The sequence below is a fragment of the Winogradskyella schleiferi genome, from assembly GCF_013394655.1.
Classification (GTDB): domain Bacteria; phylum Bacteroidota; class Bacteroidia; order Flavobacteriales; family Flavobacteriaceae; genus Winogradskyella; species Winogradskyella schleiferi.
This window is the reverse complement of record NZ_CP053351.1, coordinates 3,372,308-3,392,248: the sequence shown is the minus strand read 5'-3', so window position 1 is coordinate 3,392,248 and position 19,941 is coordinate 3,372,308. Positions and strand designations below refer to the sequence as shown.

The window sequence follows — 19,941 nt, the reverse complement described above, 5'->3', positions numbered from 1 at the left end:
ATAACATAAAAATTGTATTTTTGAGATTCAATTGTAAGTCTTATCCAAATGAAAAATATCTTCACTTTAATAGCAATTTTGTTTTTGTTTTGCTCTTGTGGCTCCCAAAATACCTCACGCCCTACCACAGAAAAAAATACCTCAATAGTGTCCAATGCTAAACCAAAATTAGTGGTTGGAATAGTGGTAGATCAAATGCGCTACGATTATTTAACACGATTCGACTCCAAGTTTGGAGATGGCGGTTTTAAACGTATGATGCGTGAAGGCTTTAACTGCAAAAACAACCATTTTAATTATGTGCCAACTTATACCGGACCTGGTCATACGTCTATTTATACGGGTACAACCCCAAAATATCATGGGATTATAGGCAATAATTTTTATGATAAAGAGAAAAAGGAAATGGTGTATTGTGCTGGTGATGAGAATGTAGAATCGGTTGGAACAACGGATAAAGCAGGCAAAATGTCGCCACATAGAATGCAAACCACAACCTTTGGTGATGAGAACAGATTGTTTACGCAAATGCAAGGTAAAACCATTGGGATTTCTTTAAAAGACAGAGGCGCCATTTTACCGGCTGGACATACGGCAAATGCTGCCTATTGGTTTCATGGCATGGATGAAGGGTTATGGATTTCGAGTACATTTTATATGAATGATTTGCCACAATGGGTAAAAGATTTTAATGCTACTGAGAAAGCAGAATCTTATTTAAAAGAGTGGAATACACTTTATGATATTTCCACTTATACAGAAAGTGGAACAGATGAAAACACGTTTGAAGGCGGTTTTAGAGGTAAGGAAAAAGCTACATTTCCTTATGATTTAAAGGCGTTGAGCAAAGGCAACCGTGGATTTGATATTTTAAAAGCGACACCTTATGGTAACAGCTTAACCGCAGATTTTGCTATGGAAGCCATTAAAGCAGAAAATCTGGGCGAAGATGAAATTACGGATGTGCTGGCAGTAAGTTTTTCAGCGACCGATTATGTAGGTCATAATTTTGGCGTAAATTCTAAAGAGATTGAAGATACCTACATTCGTTTAGATAAAGACTTGGAGCGTTTCTTTCAATATTTAGATGCCACAGTTGGGAAAGGAGAATATACGGTTTTCTTAACCGCAGATCATGGTGCAGTAGATGTGCCTTCTTATTTAACTTCGGTTAAAGTACCTTCTGGTTATGTGGATAGGAACGACAGAAAAGAAAAATTTAATGCGTTTTTAAAAACGACTTATGGCTCGGAAGGTATTGTTGAGAATATTAGCAACGACCAGATTTTTTTGGATAGGGACAAAGTGAAAGATTTAGGATTAAATCTTATTGATGTTCAGAATACCATTGCGATGGAGCAATTGGGTTACAAAAATGTTTATAAAGTTTATACCGCAACAACTATGAGTACTAGTGGTTTTTCTACAGGGTTAGAGGAGTTGTTACAAAACGGTTTTAACCAAAAACGTTCAGGTGATGTTATTTTGGTCAATGACCCTTCGTTTATTCCATATGGCAGAACAGGTTCTACACACGGAAGCGGACAAAATTACGATACACATGTGCCATTATTGTTCTTTGGAAAAGGTATCAAACATGGTGAAACGTTTGAAAAAACGGTAATTCCAGATATTGCGCCAACTATTTCTGCGCTTTTAGGGATAAGTTTTCCTAATTCTGCTACTGGTCAGCCGTTGGAATTTGTCATTGATTAAGACGGTGATTTGAAGCGAAAACCAATTTTCACAATTATCGCCATCATCTTAGTCATTGGTATTTACAGTTACGACCATTTTCTGAACATGGAAGAAAAGGCTGAAATTGTAAAGGAAGGTAAGGCCATAAAAGAAAATACCAACGCCTATTATTTGCCCAAAAGCACTACGAATCAAATTATACACCACCAAAATTACTCTCTCTCATATAGCGAACCTCACGAACAAGCTGAATGGGTGGCTTACGAATTAAAAGCATCTCATCTAAGTTCTACGAATCACAAAAGGCCCTATTTTGAGATCGATGATGCTGTAAAAACTGGAGCAGCTCACTGGCGAAACTATAAAAAATCGGGTTACGATAAAGGACATCTGTGTCCTGCTGGTGATAGACGATTTACCAAAGAAGCCCATGACGAAACTTTTTTAACCAGTAATATTACGCCTCAGGATCACAGGTTTAATGCTGGAGTCTGGAACCGACTAGAGCAAAAAGTAAGATATTGGGCAAAAAAGAATGATGGAGTATTTGTAGTTACTGGTGGTGTTTTGTCAGCTAATTTGAAATCTATTGGCGACGAAGCTGTTTCGGTGCCCAATCAATTTTATAAAGTTATTTTGGATAATACTAATGGTAAAATTAAGATGTTGGGGTTTTTAATGGAACACAAAGATTCGGATTTGCCATTATATAAATTTGTGGTTTCGGTGGATTCTATTGAAACTTTAACAGGAATTGATTTCTTTCCAAAATTGGATGATAGCATTGAAGATCAGTTGGAAGGGTCTAGCAGTTATAAGAGTTGGAGTTTTTAACTAATTCCTGCGAAGGCAGGAATCTCTAATTCGAAATAGCAATAACTAAGTGAAGGAATAGAAATTTGGAATCTTATTTCTGTAATTTTTTCATTATACCTTTCCAACGCAAATTCCGAATAAACTCTCCTTCATCTTTAGAAACCAAAAACTCTTTTTCATTGGATTTAGCTTTAAAATAACCAGACATATAATCTCTAAAGAACTGGAAACTGCCCTTTTTATAAGCCAATTTCATCGCGGAAATCAACGTAATCCAAAAGCCATAACGCATTTTAAACATCGCTTCTCCTTGTAAATACTTAGAAGCTTTATTGTACGATTGGCCTGTTGGTTTTAAATGTTTTACATGAAGCGTTTCATCAGTTAAAATTTCCCAGCCATGATATTTTGCTAATAACTCGTCAACGGTGTCCCATCCCATGGACGGTTTTAATTGTCCTATTTGATTAAAACAATCTTTTCTATACGCTTTTAGCGCGCCTCTTATATGATCTTTGTTGGTTAGGTTTTCTAAAGTCCATTGTCCGTTTTTTTCAATATAGCAAAATCCAGAAGCCATACCAAGCTTAAGGTTTGTTTTAAAATGATAAGCTATTTGCTCTAAATAATTTTTGGGAAAAATAAGATCGGCATCAAATTTACAGATAATATCATAGTTGCCATCTAGCGATTCTAAACCTTTATTAAATGCTTGAATAATTTTTGAACCAGGTAAATGGGTGTCGGAAGATTCGGAATTTACTAAAGAAATCCATGGATAGTTTGATGCGAATTCTTCAACAATGCTTTGGGTGTTATCGCTAGAATTATCATTAACAACAACAATCTGTTTTGGTAATACCGTTTGAGCAACCAAAGATTCCAAAGTTTTACCGATGTAATCTGCTTCGTTGTGTGCTGGAATAATAATGTAAATGTCCATTAAAAATCTTAAATTTAATTACCAAATTCCAAGGCTAAGTAAACCCAATTGCACTATGTTATTTAAGAATTGGAATTTGATGCTTTTTCAGCATAAACTATATAGTAGCGAGGCGTGAAACGTCTCAAGATAGGTCTAATGCCTATTTTATTGACAGGATTTGTCCATTTTTTTCGGTCTTTAATTACCCAACCAGTTTTTTCTAATAGCCAATCCAGTTGCCAATCTTCAAATTCGTGGTAATGTCTATCTCGCATATCGGTTTTACTTCTATAAGCTGAAGCAAACCATAATTTTAAAGGTACGCTAATGATAATTTTATCTGCTTTTATGGATTTCAAAACTTCATAAGGCGATAATAAATGTTCAAAAATTTCAAAAGCAGTTACAACTTCAGCATTGGAAATCTCAATTGCTGATTGATTGTCGTCTAAATCTTCACCTGTGCTATTTTCAACCGAATACCCTTCGGCAATCATAATTTCAGAAAAAGGATTTTTTACGCCTAAGTCTAAAATGGATTCTGATAGATTAACGTGTTGTTTTAAGAATTGAAGTGTAAGTTTAAAGCGTTTGTTTGGATATGTTTTTTCGTACATCTATCGAAGTGTGAATCTGTAAATTCTAATACTGATAAACAATAGCATTAATATTCATACCAGCACCAACGCTTGCAAACATAATGACATCGCCTTTATTGATGCTTTGATCTTCAAGCTGTCCTTTCAAAATCATATCATACAAGGTAGGCACGGTTGCCACACTGGAATTCCCAAGCATAGTTATGGTCATTGGCATGATGTGTTCTGGCATTTGCATCTTGTATAGCTTGTAAAATCGTTGCACAATCGCCTCATCCATTTTTTCATTCGCCTGATGTATCAATATTTTTTTGACATCAGTAATGGATTTGCCACTTTTTTCCAAACAAGACTTTAAGGCCTTAGGAACATTGGAAAGCGCAAATTCATAAATCTTACGACCATACATTTTTATATATCTGCGTTGATCTGTAATTTCTGGATTGTTGGTTTCCCCAAAATAGATAAAGTGAGCTTCATCCAAAGCATAAGTTGCTGATTCGTGTGCTAAAATTCCACCGTCTTCTTTGCTTTCTTCTATAATTACCGCACCAGCACCATCACTATAAATCATGGAATCCCTATCGTGCTTATCTACAACCCTAGAAAGGGTTTCAGAACCAATAACCAAACAACGTTTAGCGAGACCAGAGGCAATAAATGCTTTAGCTTGAATAACACCTTCTATCCAGCCAGGACAACCAAAAAGTAAATCGTAACCTACGCATTTTGGATTCTTGATTTTCAATAAATGCTTTACACGGGAAGCAATACTAGGTACGGTATCACTTTGTTGGTTATTGTGTTTTAGGTCACCATAATTATGGGCAACAATAATATAATCTATGGTTTCCTTATCGATTTTAGCATCTTCAATGGCCTTTTGTGAGGCGAAAAATGCAATGTCAGAATTTAATAAGTCCTCTTTAATGTAACGCCGTTCCTGAATACCAGTTATGGCTTTGAATTTTTCTACAATAACTTCATTCGGGCTGTTAATAGTTGAGCCATCGGCATTAAGAAATTGATGATTGTAAAAATTCTCGTTCTTTTCTATAATGCTAGGTATATAACTTCCTGTTCCGGTAATTCTAATCGCCATAGTTATTTTAATTTCAATAGTACGAAGCTAGTTAATATTATAGAGTTTTCTATAATTTGTCGATTTAAAGCTGTAATTTTTAATAAATTCTTAAAAATCCGTATTTATAATTTGAAAAACACAAAAAAGCATCACGTTTCAGCACGTTTTTTCAAGCAGTTTTTAGGCTTCCATATAATCTTCAATTGGCGCACAGCTACAAATTAGATTACGATCTCCATAGGCATCATCCACACGTCTAACGCTTGGCCAGAATTTATTGTCTCTGACAAAATCTAATGGGAATGCCGCAGCTTCTCTGGAGTATGGTAACAACCATTCATCTGATGTCAGCATATCTAAAGTGTGAGGTGCGTTTTTGAGCATATTATTTGGTTCATCTTTATCGGCCGTATCAATTTCTTTACGAATTGAAATCATAGCATCGCAAAAACGATCCATTTCTGCTTTACTTTCGCTTTCGGTAGGTTCAATCATCATAGTTCCTGCAACTGGAAATGAAACTGTTGGTGCGTGAAAACCATAATCCATTAAACGTTTGGCAATGTCTGTAACTTCGATGCCATTGGCTTTAAAATCACGACAATCAATGATCATCTCGTGAGCAGCTCTTCCCTTTTCGCCAGAATATAAAGTTGGATAAGACCCTTTTAATCGTTCTTTAATATAGTTGGCATTTAATATGGCTACTTCGGTTGCTTTTTTCAAACCTCTATAACCTAACATTTTGATATAACCATAAGAAATAAGACACACTAAAGATGATCCAAATGGTGCTCCAGAAATGGCTGAAATAGCTTGATGACCTCCTGTTTTAATTATGGGATTTCCTGGTAAAAAAGGTACCAATTGTTCGGCCACACAAATTGGTCCAACGCCTGGTCCACCACCTCCATGTGGAATCGCAAAGGTTTTGTGTAAATTTAAATGACAAACATCTGCCCCAATATTCCCTGGATTAGTTAAACCTACTTGGGCATTCATGTTGGCACCATCCATATATACTTGCCCACCATTGTCGTGAATAATCTGCGTGATGTCTTTAATTGCAGATTCATAAACACCATGTGTAGAAGGGTAAGTGACCATTAGTGCAGACAAATTATCTTTGTGCAGTTCCGCTTTTTCCTTTAAATCATCAACATCAATATTTCCATTTTCCGACGCTTTGGTCACGACCACTTTCATTCCTGCCATTACAGCACTTGCCGGATTTGTACCATGCGCAGACGATGGAATCAAACAGATATTTCTATGATGGTCACCTCGAGATTCGTGATAGGCTCTGATAACCATCAATCCGGCAAATTCTCCTTGTGCACCAGAATTTGGTTGAAGCGAAGTGGCAGCAAAACCGGTAATTTCGGACAATTGATTTTCAAGTTCATTCAACATCAATTTATAACCAATGGGTTGGTTTACTGGTGCAAATGGATGCAAGTTTCCCCAATTTGGCCAACTCAGTGGTAACATTTCTGAAGCAGCATTTAATTTCATGGTGCACGAACCTAACGAAATCATAGAATGGTTTAAGGCTAAATCTTTGCGCTCTAAACGTTTTACGTATCGCATTAATTCGGTTTCAGAATGATAAGTGTTGAAAATTTCCAGAGTTAAAAAATCGGATTGACGTTTTAAGTCCTCAGGAATGGTTTCAATATGGGATACGGTTTCAATTTTATCTGTGGTATTTCCTGTTACAGCCTCAAAAATTGAAATAATTTCATTTAAATCTGAAATGGTAGTCGTCTCATTTATAGAAATGGTTACAGTATGTGTATCTGGATAGTGAAAATTAACTTCACTTTTTTCAGCTTCATATTTCACTTTTACCGCATCAGCTTTTATCTGAAGTGTATCAAAGTAGTGTGAATTTGATTGTTCCAATCCTAAATTTACTAGAGCATCGGCGAGCGTAGAAGCAGAATTTTTAACTTTATCTGCAATAAAAGTCAAGCCTTTTGGCCCATGATAAACCGCATACATTCCAGCCATAACCGCCAGTAATACTTGTGCTGTACAGATATTTGAAGTGGCTTTGTCACGTTTAATGTGTTGCTCGCGTGTTTGCAGAGCCATTCGCAAGGCTCTGTTGCCATTAGTGTCTTTTGTAACACCAATAATACGACCAGGAACATCACGTTTATAAGCTTCTTTAGTGGCAAAATAGGCCGCATGAGGACCACCATAACCCATCGGAATCCCAAAACGTTGCGTCGTTCCGACCACGACATCTGCACCAAATTTCCCTGGTGCTTCAAGCTTCACCAAACTTAAGATATCTGCAGCAACAGCTACTTTGATATTTTTGGTATTGGCTTGCTCTATAAAAGATTTTATATCTGTAATCTGACCATTCTTACCTGGATATTGTAATAAAGCGCCAAAGTATTCATCAGAGAGATTGTATTCGGCTTCGTTACCAATTACCAATTCAATACCGATAGGAATTGCTCTGGTTTCTAATAAATCTATAGTCTGTGGTAATACCAAATCTGAAACAAAAAATTTATTGACATTAGCCTTTTTTTGGCTACGTTCCCTAACGGCAAATAATAATGCCATGGCTTCTGCTGCAGCAGTACTTTCGTCTAAAAGTGATGCATTTGCAATCTCCATACCTGTTAAATCCATAACCATGGTCTGGAAATTTAATAAAGCTTCCAATCGACCTTGGGCAATTTCAGCTTGGTAAGGCGTATAAGCTGTGTACCATCCTGGGTTTTCCAAAATATTACGTTGAATAACGGCAGGTAAATTAGTAGGATGATAACCTAAACCGATATAAGATTTATAGACTTTATTGAGCTGTGATAATTTGTATATGTGACTCAAATACTCCTGTTCACTCATGGCAGCATCTAGATCCAAATCGTTTTCTAAGCGTATATTATCTGGAATGGTTTCCGTAATTAACTGTTCCATACTTGAAACACCAATAGTGTCTAACATGGCTTTTTGGTCGTCTGAACTTGGGCCAATGTGTCTGAGTGCAAATGAGGTTGTATCCATATAAAAAATATCTGTTTACTTTATTTTGCAAAAGTACGGAATTACCCTTGTTTTTTAGTTAAGGAAAACTAAAGTTTTTAACCGAAACTAGAGGTTATTAACACGATGAACTCATCTCGACTTTTTCTTTTGTTTGCAACCCACCTGCCGGACGGGCAGGAATTTCCATTTAGAACTCTAATTTTGTTCTTTTTTATCAACGTAGCGATGCTATGTTGATAAAAAACACCTTCATTACAGTCCAAAAGCGCAACTTTTCTACTGAAAATTAAAAGTCAAGATGAGTTCAATGCTTACTTTTGCTTATGCACACATTCAAACACATCTTTCATTTTTATTTGAATAGTAGTATTCATGTGGCCTTGGCAGCTTCTGCATTGACATGGGTTACACTCATTGAATTGGATTTGGGATATGATAAAAATCTTTTGCTATTTGTTTTTTTTGCTAGTATTACCGGTTACAATTTTGTGAAGTATTTTGGTGTGGCTAAATTTCATCATCGCATTTTGGCAGGCTGGCTGAAGTTGATTCAAGTGTTTTCGTTGATGGCATTTTTGGCGATGTGTTATTTTACTTTCTATCTTGAAATAGAATCGCTGATTCTCATTGGTATATTGGGAACCATAACTTTCTTTTATGCGATTCCTATCATGATTCCTAAACAGTTTTTGTTTGATGACCATAAAAATTTAAGGCAAATTGGAGGTATAAAAGTGTATGTCATTACTTTGGTCTGGACATTCACTTCTGTTATTTTACCTGCAGTAAATAATGAGATATCCATAAATACTGATGTTATTATTCTAACTTTGCAACGCTTTTGTTTTGTGCTGGTTTTAATGTTACCGTTTGAAATAAGGGATTTGAATTATGACAGCATTAAACTGGCAACCATTCCACAAAAAATAGGCATAAAAAAAACCAAAATTATTGGCGTTTTATTGTTAATAATATTTGTAATATTAGATTGTTTTAAGGACTCTTTGAAAGAGGAAACGTTAATATCAACATGGGTAATTATTATAATTACATTACTGTTTTTGTTGTTTTCAAACAAAAACCAATCGAAATATTACAGTGCGTTTTGGGTGGAAAGCTTACCTATTGTTTGGTTATCAATTTTGTTGTTGCTTCGCTAATTCTTCGTTAAATTGATTTTGAAGTTTAATTCGTTCTTCGGTTTTTAAGCATTTAACTTCAGCATTTTTTATGCTTTCTGTTAGCTTGATATTGTTTTTGGAATACGATTTAGTAACGTTACACCAAAAAATACGCAACCCTAATTTTATCCGTTCCCAAGCAGTCGCTTCATCATATTGTGCTTTATCACAAATATGTTTTGCCTCATCACAACTTATAAACAAAAATCTTTTCTTCATTCCTATCTTAGCCTTCCCAAAGGGAAGGGAATTTTTATTATTTGAACCAATTTTCTTCCATGCATTCTGCCAATGCAGTTCTAGCTCTATGTATAATTACCCATAGGTTAGACGCAGTAATATCCATTTCATTACAAATAGTTTCGGTATCGTAACCCAGAATTGTTTTCATCTTGAAAACATCAGCTTGTTTTTCCGGTAGTTTTGCTAAACAGTCGTAGATAGCATCACCCAATTCAGAATTGACTAAAGTATCTTCAGCCGTTTTGTCAAAAGGGTCAGCTACGCGTTCTTCCATCCAATCGCCTTCCGATTCTTCATTATTGATATAACCCATGCGCACTTCAGCCTTACCTTTTTTAGAATTTATTTTTCGGTAATAATCAATAATTTTTCGCTTTAAGATTGAAATCAACCATGTACGTTCACTAGCTTCGCCTTTGAAATTTTTCATGGATTTTAAGCCAGCCAAAAAGGTTTCAGAAATTAAATCCTGAGCAATAACTCTATCATTTACACGTGTAATTGTGTAATTGAAGAGATAATCTGAATATAGCTTTACCCAATTATTTGGGTCTATTTGATGCTTAGGCATTTTCGTTTTTCATTGCTGATTCAAATGTAGTTTAAAAAATTGAGAAATAATTTATGGTTTAAGACACGAATTTCACGAATTAGCACGAATTTTTTTGAAATGTTTGATTAATCATTTGTGGAAATTCGTGAAATTCGTGTCAAAAAAATGAGCAATGAATAAATGAATAATTAATTTTATTTCAGAAGTACGTTTATTGCATTTTCAAAAAATTGATTAATTTAATGAACAAATTTGTTTTTAGTTTAATGAATGGTTCTTTTATTTTTAACAGAAACTTCAGAGCCTTCGGCAAGAATAACGGAAGTAGGTTCTAACGTTTGAAGACTTTTAAAACGTTTACCATAGTTTTCTTCAAAATTCATGTCCACATTAAAATCAACCACTTTTAATTGTCGCCAAGTAGGATGGACAACCTCATATTCATAGGTGTTGTTATGGTATTTTGTGTAACCAAAATAATGTTCGGTAATAAATTGTTCTTCTGAATTATCCAAAATATTAGAAAAGTCTTTTTCCGTTTTAACAGAAATAGATTGCCATTTTTGGTCTGATTTCCATTGGTATTGAAACGCATTATAATTTTTATGGTCCATCCAGCTATGTTTCATTTTACAGGTCTGGTAATGCTCGTGGTAAATTGAATTCGCCACTAATGTTATTAATGCTTTTGGTACGATTTCTTTAATAAAAACAACTCCTCTTTTGCCTTTATGTTGAACATAAAATCGAAGATTCACTTCTTCAAAGTTGATATGGAACGGAAGTTTTAGACCTAATACTTTAGTATCCATAAACATAAATCCAACGACACTAACATAATATTTGCCATTAAAACTATCGAGTTCTGTTCCTTTTGGTACAAATGGTTTTAGGATGTTCGGGTCAATCTCGTAATTAATGAGAATGAGGTTTTTCCAATAGGCTTTTAAAAATGTCATGAGTTATTTTTTTAATAGATTTTCTAAAGCAATTTTAATATCTGTGTATAAAAATAAGAAACCGTTCTCCATTAACCGTTGAGGTATGACATTTCTGCTTTTTAATACCAATTCGGGTTCTGTGCCCAGAAGTTTTGCCCCGAGTTTTAGAAGCCATTTTGGTTGTGGAATTCCGAATGGGACATGCATAACTTTCCTGAAATTTTTCATCAAGTTTCTATTGTCTGTTGGTTTGGGTACAGTGAGATTGAAACTTCCTTTTAGATTTTCATGTTGAATAAGAAACTCTATAGCTCTTGCAAAATCTTGTTCATGAATCCAACTTACTTTTTGATTTCCAGAAGCTTGTTTTCCACCTAAACCAAGTCTAACAAGATTTTTCAAAGGTTGCGTTGCACCGCCATATGAGCCCATTACAATGGACGTTCTTAAAGCTATTTTTCTAGTTTTGGGATTGGTTATGGAATAGAACGCTTTTTCCCATGATTTAGCAATATTCATAGAAAAATCATTGCCAATCTCACCGTGTTCTTCGGTCATTTCTTTATCTGTTGAATGTCTGTAGATGGCAGCAGTAGAAGAATTGAACCATACTTTCGGTGGGTTTTCGCATAGATTCATTGCCAAACCTAAAATGTGTGTAGAATCTATTCGAGAATCGTATATCAGTTTTTTATTGGCTTCTGTATATCTACAATCTACAGATTTTCCTGTGAGGTTGATTAAAACATCCGCACCTTCCAAAGATGTAGTCCAATGGTCTAATTCTTTTGCGTTCCAATAGATATGATTTGGTTTTGAGGGTTTTCGGGTTAAAATTTTAATGTTGTATCCCTTTTCAGAAAAATAAGATTTTAAAACCTGACCTAAAAACCCAGTTCCACCAGCTATGATTATGGTTTTCATGATATTATATATAAAGAATAATAATTAATATAAAAACGCGATATAGAACCCAAGTTGCCGATAAATAGTTAGGTAATTCCAAAATTCCAACACGTCTAATGTGTTCGTATAACATATATATGACGGTTAGACCGAACCATGCGAATAATGCTATTTCTGGTAATACAAAGAATAAATTTATTATGAAAACAGGAATTAAAATCAGACTTCCCATTAACGAAACCGTCATGAGATTTCCGAAATAGTTAATTTGTTTTTCAAATTTTAGTTTTGAAATAAATAAAGCTTGAAATCCAATTTGTCCTAAGACGATCGCACATTCTCTCACAAAACTAGATTCTGGTATAAAACCAATCATTTTGCTGAAGTTGAATAGAACGAGACTTGAGATTAACGTTGCAAACAGCATATAAAAAGTTCTGTATTTATAATTAAAATCCGGAACACATTGAAGCGTTTGACTTCTGTCTTCCTTGCTCGGAATTATGACTTTTCGGTTGTAAGAAATAAAGGAGTATAATTTTTTAAGTCCGAATTTTACAGGTTTTAAATTACCGATTTTTTCTACCCAAGGCATTGAGTTTCCGATGACTTTAAGTAAGCTATCAATGCCATAAATAACAGTTTTGTTTTTGGTGTCAAAAAGTGCAATTTCATTTGTTGCTCTTTGCAGGTCTATAAAATTTTGTTCTTCAGCAGTTAAATTACAATAGGCTTTACGACCGTTGCTGTCTAGCATTTTGGTTTTTATAAATCCACTTGTGTAAACATTGCACAATGGACAATCTTTGTCGTAGAGTAGGGTTTGGTTTTGTAATGTTTTCATAATTATCTTATATTTTAAACTTTCAGAAAAAATTGAAAGTATGCTTTAAAAAATATATGGGCTACTTCATCAGTTTTAAAACAGACTTAGTCAACCAGTTTTGTTTTTGATTCACCATTTTATTCATTAATACATCTAAATCTTGTGTTAAGCTATGTAATGCTTTGGTCTGTTTAATGAGTTCCTTAGATTTTTCTGTGCCATCGTCATTAATGGAAGAAACGTCTTCCAAAACTTTAATAACAGGTTTTATTTCTCTTCTGCTGCGTTCTTTGGCAATAATACGAGCTAATTCTTGCACATCTTTTTCCGTGGTAAAAAACTCTTTACGCTCACCTGAAATTAAAACTTTGGTCACAATTCCCCAATCCATGAGCTGTCTCAAATTCATGCTGGTATTACCACGAGAGATTTTAAGGTCTTCCATGATATCTTCCATAGACAAGGGTTTGATGGATATGAAAAGTAAAGCTTGTATTTGTGCCATGGCCTTGTTTATTCCCCAAAGTGAACCCAAACTTCCCCAAGTACTAATAAACTTATCTTTTGCTTCTTGATAATCCATAGTACAAATATATCATAAATTTTAAACTTTCAATAATTATTGAAAGTTTATTTTCGATTATTTTTTTTATTTTAGTTTACTAAATTTATAATATGAAAACAAAACTACTCTGCCTTGTCCAACTTGTAATTGGTATTAGCCATGCTCAGATCACATGAATCCAAATCCATCTGACATTAATTCTGGCACATTGACCTTAACATATGGTTCCTCTGGAGATTATTCGATTTTTGATCCAATGAGTGATCCTAACTTATTATTATATACGGGTTAACAAACCGATGCCGATCCATTAACTTGGGATTATCATGATTATTTTACGGATAACAGCACACTTATTCCATTAACTTATGACACAGATCTAGGGTATTATGTGGCTACAATTAATCCTGCAACCAGAACATATCTAGAAGAACCTTCATTGAATACGGTTACTATACCAAGCGGAATAGAAGTACACGATTGGTATTTTTTAATTACAGTAGAAGATCAGTCTAGACAATCTGCAGACTTAAAAGGAAGCGATTATGGATTTGGTTTAGCGACACTTTCTGTTACTAATTATAACGAGACCGAAAATATTATATTAACTAATAGAACAATAACCTTTATAAATCAAGGAAATTATCATGTAGCAGTTTATGATATTTTAGGAAAACAGATTACAAATACAACATTTAATGTTACGGGAACTTTAACTCACGATTTCCAACTGCAAAATAGTGGTATTTATCTTGTGAAAATCAATGATGGATTACATACACGGACTGTTAAAATGTTGAAGTATTGATTTTATTTCAATAACCCAGCACGTCGCAATAAAGCTTCGGGTTTTGGCTCTTGGCCTCTAAAATATTTATACAGCGTCATTGGGTTTTCGGTGCCACCTTGAGATAAAACGAAAGTCTTAAATTTATCCGCAACCATTTTATTAAAAATGCCTTCCTCCTTAAAATATTCAAAGGCATCCGCATCCAAAACTTCAGCCCACTTATAACTATAATAACCCGAAGAATAACCACCTTGAAATATATGTGCAAACGATGTGCTCATGCAATTCTCTGGCACTTCAGGGAACAATTTGGTATCTCCAAAAGCTTGGGCTTCATGCGCTTTTACATCCTCGATTTTTGAAGGGTCAATACCATGCCAGCTCATATCCAACAAACCAAAACTCAACTGACGAAGCGTTTGCATACCTTCGTGAAATGTCGATGAGGCTTTTATTTTTTCAATAAGTTCCATTGGGATGACTTCGCCTGTTTCATAATGCGTAGCAAATAATTTTAAAGACTCCTCTTCGTAGCACCAATTTTCTAACACCTGACTTGGTAATTCCACAAAATCCCAATACACACTTGTACCAGATAAACTAGGATACGTGGTGTTGGCCAACATACCATGAAGAGCATGACCAAATTCGTGAAACAGCGTTGTCACTTCATTAAATGTTAATAACGAAGGTTTACTTTTTGTGGGTTTTGTAAAGTTGCAAACTATCGACACATGCGGTCTTTCGTTATTCCCATTCTTTATCATTTGAGGTTTATAAGAGGTCATCCAAGCACCATTTCGTTTTCCAGCCCTTGGGAAGAAATCGGCATAAAAGATGGAAACCAACTCTCCGTCAGCATCAATGACTTTATAGGTGAGAACGTCTTCATGATATTTATCTATGGAATCTATTTGTTCAAACTGTAACCCAAATAATTTATTGGCGATTGTAAAGGCACCATTAATGACATTTTCCAGTTTAAAATAAGGCTTCAATTTTTCATCATCCAAATCGAATAACTTTTGTTTTAACTTTTCTGAATAATAACCGGAATCCCATTTTTGTAATTCATCAATGCCATCTAAATCTTTGGCAAAATCTGCTAGTTTTTTAAACTCTTCATCAGCGGCTGGTTTTGCTTTTTCCAATAATTCGTTTAAAAATGACTTTACTTTTTCTGGAGTTTCTGCCATGCGTTCTTCTAAAACAAAATGTGCATGCGTTTTATAACCTAACAGCTGAGCACGTTCAAATCTCAAATTCGCAATTTTCAGCACAATATCCTGATTGTCCAATTCATCATTATGAAACCCTTTACTTCCTGCTGCCTTTGATAGTTCTTCGCGTAATTCACGATTATCGGCATAGGTCATAAATGGAATATAGCTCGGGTAATCTAAAGTAATCAACCAACCGTCTTTATCTTTACTTTCCGCTAGTTGTTTGGCGGCTTCTTTAGCACCATCAGGTAAACCAGACACATCAGCTTCGTCGGTTAGGTGCATTTCATATTTATTGGTCTCGGCCAAAACATGTTCTCCAAATTTTAATTTTAATTGACTTAATTCTTTGTCAATAGCACGTAATTTTTCTTTTTTATCATCTGAAAGATTGGCACCATTTCTAGAAAAGCCTTTATATTTTTTATCAAGAAGGGTTTCTTGTTCTGTGGTTAACTCTAAATTTGATTTGGAATCATAAACTGCTTTTACACGCCTAAATAAATCTTCATTCAACGTAATGTCATTACTGAATTCTGAAAGTATTGGTGAAACTTCTTGGGCGATTTTCTGAATTTCATCGTTGGTTTCGGCAGAATTCAAATTGAAGAAAATACTCGAAACACGGTCTAATTCTTCGCCAGAATAATCCAAGGCTTCAATGGTATTTTCAAAAGTTGGTGGTTCGTTATTTGTTGTAATGGCCTCAATTTCGGCTTTTGCTTTTTCAATGGCCGCTTTAATCGCAGGCATAAAATCTTCAGTTTTTATATTTGAAAAAGGTGCGGTATTATATGGTGTATTGAATGGTTTATTGAGAATTGTCATTTGTTGTTAATTTTTTTAAATAGTTGATTGTCTGAATTTTAACTTATTTTGTGATAATCAAATGTTTGATATTTTGTATCTTGGAAGTATTACTTTGCACATTAAATAATGTAAAAGTAGAGTTGATTAATAGCTAGAAGCTTCAACGAAAGTTGAGGCTTCTTTATAGGTCTTTTGCAGAATCTATAACCTTTGCTTTTAAGCCTTCTTTATAAACCATAATTTTATCCAAAACACATTTATCGGAACTGCCTAAAATTTGGGCGGCTAAAATCCCTGCATTTTTAGCACCATTAAGGGCAACGGTAGCAACTGGAACGCCTCCAGGCATTTGTAAAATAGACAGTACAGAGTCCCAACCGTCAATGGAGTTACTGCTTTTTACAGGCACTCCAATAATAGGCAATGGCGATAATGATGCTACCATTCCTGGTAAATGTGCAGCGCCTCCAGCACCAGCAATAATAACTTTAATGCCTCTCTTGTGCGCATTTTTACTGAAATCGAATAATTTTTCGGGCGTTCGGTGTGCGGAAACGATATCAACCTCGATTTCAATATCAAAGCCTTGCAATATATCTATAGCGTCTTGCATTACTGGCATGTCGCTTTTGCTTCCCATTATTATGGCTACTTTACTCATTATCGGTGTTAATTAAATTTATAATCACATTGATTAGCAGTTCTTTTTCCTTCGGATTACTTTCTGCATTCATCAAAGTTAAGGCAACTAATGTATCATTGCCAATTTTTTTGATTCCGTTAACAGTATATAGATAATTGTTTTCATTAAGGTAACAAACAAATAACCAAGCAGCAATACATTTATTGCCATCTGTAAAAGAATGATTTTTAACTACTAAATAGAGAAGATTAGCTGCTTTTTCCTCGATACTTTTCTACTTCTTTCTAATTGAACTGTTGCATTTTTTGCAACAGTTGCTTTTTCAGGAAGTTCATTGTCCTTGTAAATATTTTTTATGTGTCTGGATATTACAGATTTGTGACGTTCAAATAACTCTCCAATTTGATTGAGATTAAGCCATAACGATTCATTTACATAGGTCACTTCAACCTCTATTTGATTGTCATTTTAATATATAAGAATTTCATTCAAAATATATTCAATGTTTTTTCAATAGTTAACTCAGCGATAATCTTTAATACCTGCATAATAGTTTTGAACTATCCAGAATTACTCGGTAGTTGAATAACTACATTAGAAAATCTGAACCTGTGCGTTTTTTGCACAAGTTCAAATTAAACATTTAATATTCAAAAACTATTCACTAATTACCTCAATACTACCTTTCACTTTTTCAGCAATTTCTCTAGCTACAGCAACATCTTTATTTACAATAGTAACATGTCCCATTTTCCGAAATGGTCTCGTTTGTTTTTTACCATAGATATGCGGCGTTACACCTTCCATAGCCAATATGTGTTCGATATTTTTATAAACCACATTTCCTGAATGACCTTCGGCACCAACAAGATTAACCATTACGCCAGCAACTTTGCTCTCGGTATTGCCTAATGGTAAACCCAGAATACATCTTAATTGCTGTTCAAATTGTGAGGTGTAACTGGCTTCAATACTATAATGACCAGAATTATGAGGTCTTGGAGCTACTTCATTTACTAAAATCTCGTCAGTTTCAGTCTGGAACATTTCAACAGCCAATAAACCCACATGTTTAAAAGCATCTGCTACTTTCAAAGCAACAAATTTCGCTTTTTTGGCAATGTCATTAGGGATTCTAGCAGGACAAATCACATATTCAACTTGGTTGGCTTCAGGATGAAATTCCATCTCAACAACAGGATACGTTTTTATATCGCCTTTTTCATTTCGGGCAACGATGACCGCCAATTCATTTTTAAACGGAATCAATTTTTCGGTTATGCATTCCACATTTGGTAAATCGGCTAAATCTTCTGCTTTTCTTACGACTTTCACACCTGTGCCATCATAACCAAACCGTGCGCTTTTCCATACAAAAGGATAACTCAATCCACCATGGTCAACAGCTTCATCTATTTCCGAAGAATACGCAAATCTTGAAAATTCCGCTGTCGGAATATTATGATCGCGATAAAATAATTTTTGGGTCGCTTTATTTTGAATCGTTCGTAAGGTTTTAGAAGTCGGAAATACCTTTACGCCTTTTTTTTCAAGCGCTTCCAAGGCATCGACATTGACGTTTTCAATTTCAAAAGTCAAGATATCAACATCTTTTCCGAAGTTGATAACGGTGTCATAATCCATTAAATCGCCAACGGTAAATTCATCGCAAGCCAATCGTGATGGTGCATCTTTATTGGGATCTAAAACGCAAGTGTAAATATCGAATTTACGTGTATCATAAAGCATCATCTTGCCCAATTGGCCACCACCAAGAATACCAAGTTTAAAATTTGAAGAAAAATAGTTCATCAACTTTAGTTGTTCCCTTGGAAAAGGGAATCTTATTTTTAAGATTAAAATTTCAGCGTTTCAACCACAAAAATAAGGTAAAAATGAGAGAACCACTCAAATTCGTAATTCAAAAAATCGTCAATCGTCAATCAAATTGATTATCTTCGCAATTCTAAAATAATTTCGTTTTGATTAAGCTTCACGATTTATACTTCAAACCCTTCATTTCAGAGAAAGAAATAGATACTGCTGTCCAAAAAATGGCAGATGATATTGCAGCAGATTTAGGAGACGAAGTTCCTGTTTTTGTCGGTATTTTGAACGGTTCATTTATGTTAGTGAGTGATTTTGTAAAGAAATACCCAAAATCGTGTGAAGTTACGTTTATCAAATTGGCTTCCTACGAAGGTGTAAAGTCAACCGATGATATACAACGACTAATTGGTTTGACTCAAGATTTAACGGGAAGAACCGTTGTTATTTTAGAAGACATCATAGATTCAGGAAAAACATTAGAAGAAGTACATCGTATTTTTGAAAACGAAAATGTAAAACAATTGCTTATTGCAACCTTGTTTTATAAACCTGAGGCTTATGATAAAGATTTTAAACTTCATTACGTTGGCATGGAGATTCCAAATAAGTTCATCGTAGGCTACGGCTTGGATTACGACGGATTAGGACGGGATTTGCCAAATGTATATCAATTAAAAACCACACAACACATGACAAACTTAGTGTTATTTGGCCCTCCAGGTGCAGGTAAAGGAACGCAAGCTAATTTCTTAAAGGAGAAATACGATTTAATCCATATTTCTACAGGCGATGTTTTTAGATTTAACATTAAAAACGAAACTGCTTTAGGAATGTTAGCGAAATCTTATATGGACAAAGGAGAATTAGTGCCAGACCAAGTCACTATTGACATGTTGAATAAAGAGGTTGAGAAAAATGCAGGCGCGAATGGGTTTATTTTTGACGGTTTCCCAAGAACCAATGCACAAGCCAAAGCGTTAGATGAATTAATGGATAGCAAAGATTCCCAAATTAATGCCATGGTAGCGTTGGAAGTTGATGATGAGGTACTTGTAAAACGTTTACTCGAAAGAGGAAAAACCAGCGGAAGGGCAGATGATGCTGATGAAAGCATTATTAGAAATCGAATTAAGGAATACTACAATAAGACAGCGATTCTGAAAGATTATTACGACAAACAAGATAAATACTTTGGTGTTGATGGTGTTGGGAGTATTGAGGAAATTACGGTACGATTAAGTAAGGTTATCGATAAGCTTTAATTCTTCACCTGCCTGAGTTCAGAGAGGCAAATCA

The 19,941-nt window shown here is 34.7% G+C and carries 19 protein-coding genes; 5 read left to right on the top strand and 14 right to left on the bottom strand.

The window, feature by feature from the left end:
- The first annotated feature begins 48 nt into the window (after positions 1-48).
- Together pafA and HM990_RS14815 are read left to right on the top strand one after the other, a co-directional pair.
- Complete coding sequence (pafA, locus tag HM990_RS14820) at positions 49-1,716, top strand: alkaline phosphatase PafA (protein WP_178989831.1); 1,668 nt, start codon at positions 49-51, stop codon at positions 1,714-1,716.
- A gap of 9 nt (positions 1,717-1,725) precedes the next feature.
- The gene (locus HM990_RS14815) at positions 1,726-2,532 is read left to right on the top strand and encodes a DNA/RNA non-specific endonuclease (RefSeq protein WP_229719275.1); all 807 of its coding nucleotides are present in this window, start codon (positions 1,726-1,728) and stop codon (positions 2,530-2,532) included.
- A gap of 73 nt (positions 2,533-2,605) precedes the next feature.
- Here the strand turns inward: HM990_RS14815 and HM990_RS14810 are convergent, their stop codons facing one another.
- The 4 genes from HM990_RS14810 to gcvP all read right to left on the bottom strand — a co-directional run bounded on the left by HM990_RS14810 (position 2,606) and on the right by gcvP (position 8,152).
- Complete coding sequence (locus HM990_RS14810; protein ID WP_178989829.1) at positions 2,606-3,457, bottom strand: glycosyltransferase family 2 protein; 852 nt, start codon at positions 3,455-3,457, stop codon at positions 2,606-2,608.
- Between the two features lie 62 nt (positions 3,458-3,519).
- Entirely contained in the window at positions 3,520-4,056 is a 537-nt protein-coding gene (locus HM990_RS14805) for a methyltransferase (protein ID WP_178989827.1), read from the bottom strand.
- A gap of 25 nt (positions 4,057-4,081) precedes the next feature.
- Entirely contained in the window at positions 4,082-5,140 is a 1,059-nt protein-coding gene (locus HM990_RS14800) for a 3-oxoacyl-ACP synthase III family protein (protein ID WP_178989825.1), read from the bottom strand.
- A 162-nt stretch (positions 5,141-5,302) separates the two neighbouring features.
- The gene (gene gcvP / locus HM990_RS14795) at positions 5,303-8,152 is read right to left on the bottom strand and encodes an aminomethyl-transferring glycine dehydrogenase (protein WP_178989823.1); all 2,850 of its coding nucleotides are present in this window, start codon (positions 8,150-8,152) and stop codon (positions 5,303-5,305) included.
- A gap of 305 nt (positions 8,153-8,457) precedes the next feature.
- Between gcvP and HM990_RS14790 the strand changes: the two genes are divergently transcribed.
- Complete coding sequence (locus HM990_RS14790; RefSeq protein WP_178989821.1) at positions 8,458-9,294, top strand: hypothetical protein; 837 nt, start codon at positions 8,458-8,460, stop codon at positions 9,292-9,294.
- Here the strand turns inward: HM990_RS14790 and HM990_RS14785 are convergent.
- The 6 genes from HM990_RS14785 to HM990_RS14760 all read right to left on the bottom strand — a co-directional run bounded on the left by HM990_RS14785 (position 9,271) and on the right by HM990_RS14760 (position 13,367).
- Entirely contained in the window at positions 9,271-9,534 is a 264-nt protein-coding gene (locus tag HM990_RS14785) for a hypothetical protein (RefSeq protein ID WP_178989820.1), read from the bottom strand. The genes HM990_RS14790 and HM990_RS14785 overlap by 24 nt on opposite strands.
- 37 nt (positions 9,535-9,571) lie before the next feature.
- On the bottom strand, positions 9,572-10,129 hold the full coding sequence (locus tag HM990_RS14780) for a sigma-70 family RNA polymerase sigma factor (protein WP_178989818.1): 558 nt from the start codon (positions 10,127-10,129) through the stop codon (positions 9,572-9,574).
- 245 nt (positions 10,130-10,374) lie between these two features.
- Positions 10,375-11,070 carry a YqjF family protein gene (locus HM990_RS14775; RefSeq protein WP_178989816.1) on the bottom strand — a complete coding sequence of 232 codons (696 nt, stop codon included), beginning with the start codon at positions 11,068-11,070 and terminating at the stop codon, positions 10,375-10,377.
- 3 nt (positions 11,071-11,073) lie between these two features.
- On the bottom strand, positions 11,074-11,976 hold the full coding sequence (locus tag HM990_RS14770; RefSeq protein WP_178989814.1) for a TIGR01777 family oxidoreductase: 903 nt from the start codon (positions 11,974-11,976) through the stop codon (positions 11,074-11,076).
- A gap of 4 nt (positions 11,977-11,980) precedes the next feature.
- Positions 11,981-12,802, bottom strand: coding sequence for a DCC1-like thiol-disulfide oxidoreductase family protein (locus HM990_RS14765; RefSeq protein WP_178989812.1), 822 nt, complete (start codon positions 12,800-12,802; stop codon positions 11,981-11,983).
- Between the two features lie 61 nt (positions 12,803-12,863).
- The gene (locus HM990_RS14760) at positions 12,864-13,367 is read right to left on the bottom strand and encodes a GbsR/MarR family transcriptional regulator (protein WP_178989810.1); all 504 of its coding nucleotides are present in this window, start codon (positions 13,365-13,367) and stop codon (positions 12,864-12,866) included.
- Positions 13,368-13,740: 373 nt separating this feature from the next.
- On the opposite strand from HM990_RS14760, the gene HM990_RS14755 reads away from it, so the two are divergent.
- Positions 13,741-14,157, top strand: a complete 417-nt coding sequence (locus HM990_RS14755; protein ID WP_178989808.1) for a T9SS type A sorting domain-containing protein — start codon at positions 13,741-13,743, stop codon at positions 14,155-14,157.
- Positions 14,158-14,159: 2 nt separating this feature from the next.
- On the opposite strand, the gene HM990_RS14750 is transcribed toward HM990_RS14755, so the two are convergent.
- The 4 genes from HM990_RS14750 to HM990_RS14735 form a co-directional block, all read right to left on the bottom strand.
- On the bottom strand, positions 14,160-16,190 hold the full coding sequence (locus HM990_RS14750; protein WP_178989806.1) for a M3 family metallopeptidase: 2,031 nt from the start codon (positions 16,188-16,190) through the stop codon (positions 14,160-14,162).
- A 163-nt stretch (positions 16,191-16,353) separates the two neighbouring features.
- Positions 16,354-16,833, bottom strand: coding sequence for a 5-(carboxyamino)imidazole ribonucleotide mutase (gene purE, locus HM990_RS14745; protein WP_178989804.1), 480 nt, complete (start codon positions 16,831-16,833; stop codon positions 16,354-16,356).
- On the bottom strand, positions 16,826-17,083 hold the full coding sequence (locus HM990_RS14740) for a Fic family protein (protein WP_178992010.1): 258 nt from the start codon (positions 17,081-17,083) through the stop codon (positions 16,826-16,828). The genes purE and HM990_RS14740 overlap by 8 nt, the downstream gene beginning before the upstream one ends.
- A gap of 389 nt (positions 17,084-17,472) precedes the next feature.
- Positions 17,473-18,627: a 5-(carboxyamino)imidazole ribonucleotide synthase gene (locus tag HM990_RS14735; protein WP_178989802.1), complete on the bottom strand. Its 1,155-nt coding sequence runs from the start codon at positions 18,625-18,627 to the stop codon at positions 17,473-17,475.
- Positions 18,628-18,797: 170 nt separating this feature from the next.
- Here HM990_RS14735 and HM990_RS14730 point away from each other — a divergent pair, with 170 nt between their 5' ends.
- Positions 18,798-19,907: an adenylate kinase gene (locus tag HM990_RS14730; RefSeq protein WP_178989800.1), complete on the top strand. Its 1,110-nt coding sequence runs from the start codon at positions 18,798-18,800 to the stop codon at positions 19,905-19,907.
- Positions 19,908-19,941 lie beyond the last annotated feature (34 nt).

What these genes read in the sequence shown, in the direction of transcription:
- pafA (WP_178989831.1), top strand. Translation starts at nt 49, where the DNA reads ATGAAAAATATCTTCACTTTAATAGCAATTTTGTTTTTGTTTTGCTCT.
- HM990_RS14810 (WP_178989829.1), bottom strand. Translation starts at nt 3,457, where the DNA reads ATGGACATTTACATTATTATTCCAGCACACAACGAAGCAGATTACATC.
- HM990_RS14805 (WP_178989827.1), bottom strand. Translation starts at nt 4,056, where the DNA reads ATGTACGAAAAAACATATCCAAACAAACGCTTTAAACTTACACTTCAA.
- HM990_RS14800 (WP_178989825.1), bottom strand. Translation starts at nt 5,140, where the DNA reads ATGGCGATTAGAATTACCGGAACAGGAAGTTATATACCTAGCATTATA.
- gcvP (WP_178989823.1), bottom strand. Translation starts at nt 8,152, where the DNA reads ATGGATACAACCTCATTTGCACTCAGACACATTGGCCCAAGTTCAGAC.
- HM990_RS14790 (WP_178989821.1), top strand. Translation starts at nt 8,458, where the DNA reads ATGCACACATTCAAACACATCTTTCATTTTTATTTGAATAGTAGTATT.
- HM990_RS14785 (WP_178989820.1), bottom strand. Translation starts at nt 9,534, where the DNA reads ATGAAGAAAAGATTTTTGTTTATAAGTTGTGATGAGGCAAAACATATT.
- HM990_RS14780 (WP_178989818.1), bottom strand. Translation starts at nt 10,129, where the DNA reads ATGCCTAAGCATCAAATAGACCCAAATAATTGGGTAAAGCTATATTCA.
- HM990_RS14775 (WP_178989816.1), bottom strand. Translation starts at nt 11,070, where the DNA reads ATGACATTTTTAAAAGCCTATTGGAAAAACCTCATTCTCATTAATTAC.
- HM990_RS14770 (WP_178989814.1), bottom strand. Translation starts at nt 11,976, where the DNA reads ATGAAAACCATAATCATAGCTGGTGGAACTGGGTTTTTAGGTCAGGTT.
- HM990_RS14765 (WP_178989812.1), bottom strand. Translation starts at nt 12,802, where the DNA reads ATGAAAACATTACAAAACCAAACCCTACTCTACGACAAAGATTGTCCA.
- HM990_RS14760 (WP_178989810.1), bottom strand. Translation starts at nt 13,367, where the DNA reads ATGGATTATCAAGAAGCAAAAGATAAGTTTATTAGTACTTGGGGAAGT.
- HM990_RS14750 (WP_178989806.1), bottom strand. Translation starts at nt 16,190, where the DNA reads ATGACAATTCTCAATAAACCATTCAATACACCATATAATACCGCACCT.
- purE (WP_178989804.1), bottom strand. Translation starts at nt 16,833, where the DNA reads ATGAGTAAAGTAGCCATAATAATGGGAAGCAAAAGCGACATGCCAGTA.
- HM990_RS14735 (WP_178989802.1), bottom strand. Translation starts at nt 18,627, where the DNA reads ATGAACTATTTTTCTTCAAATTTTAAACTTGGTATTCTTGGTGGTGGC.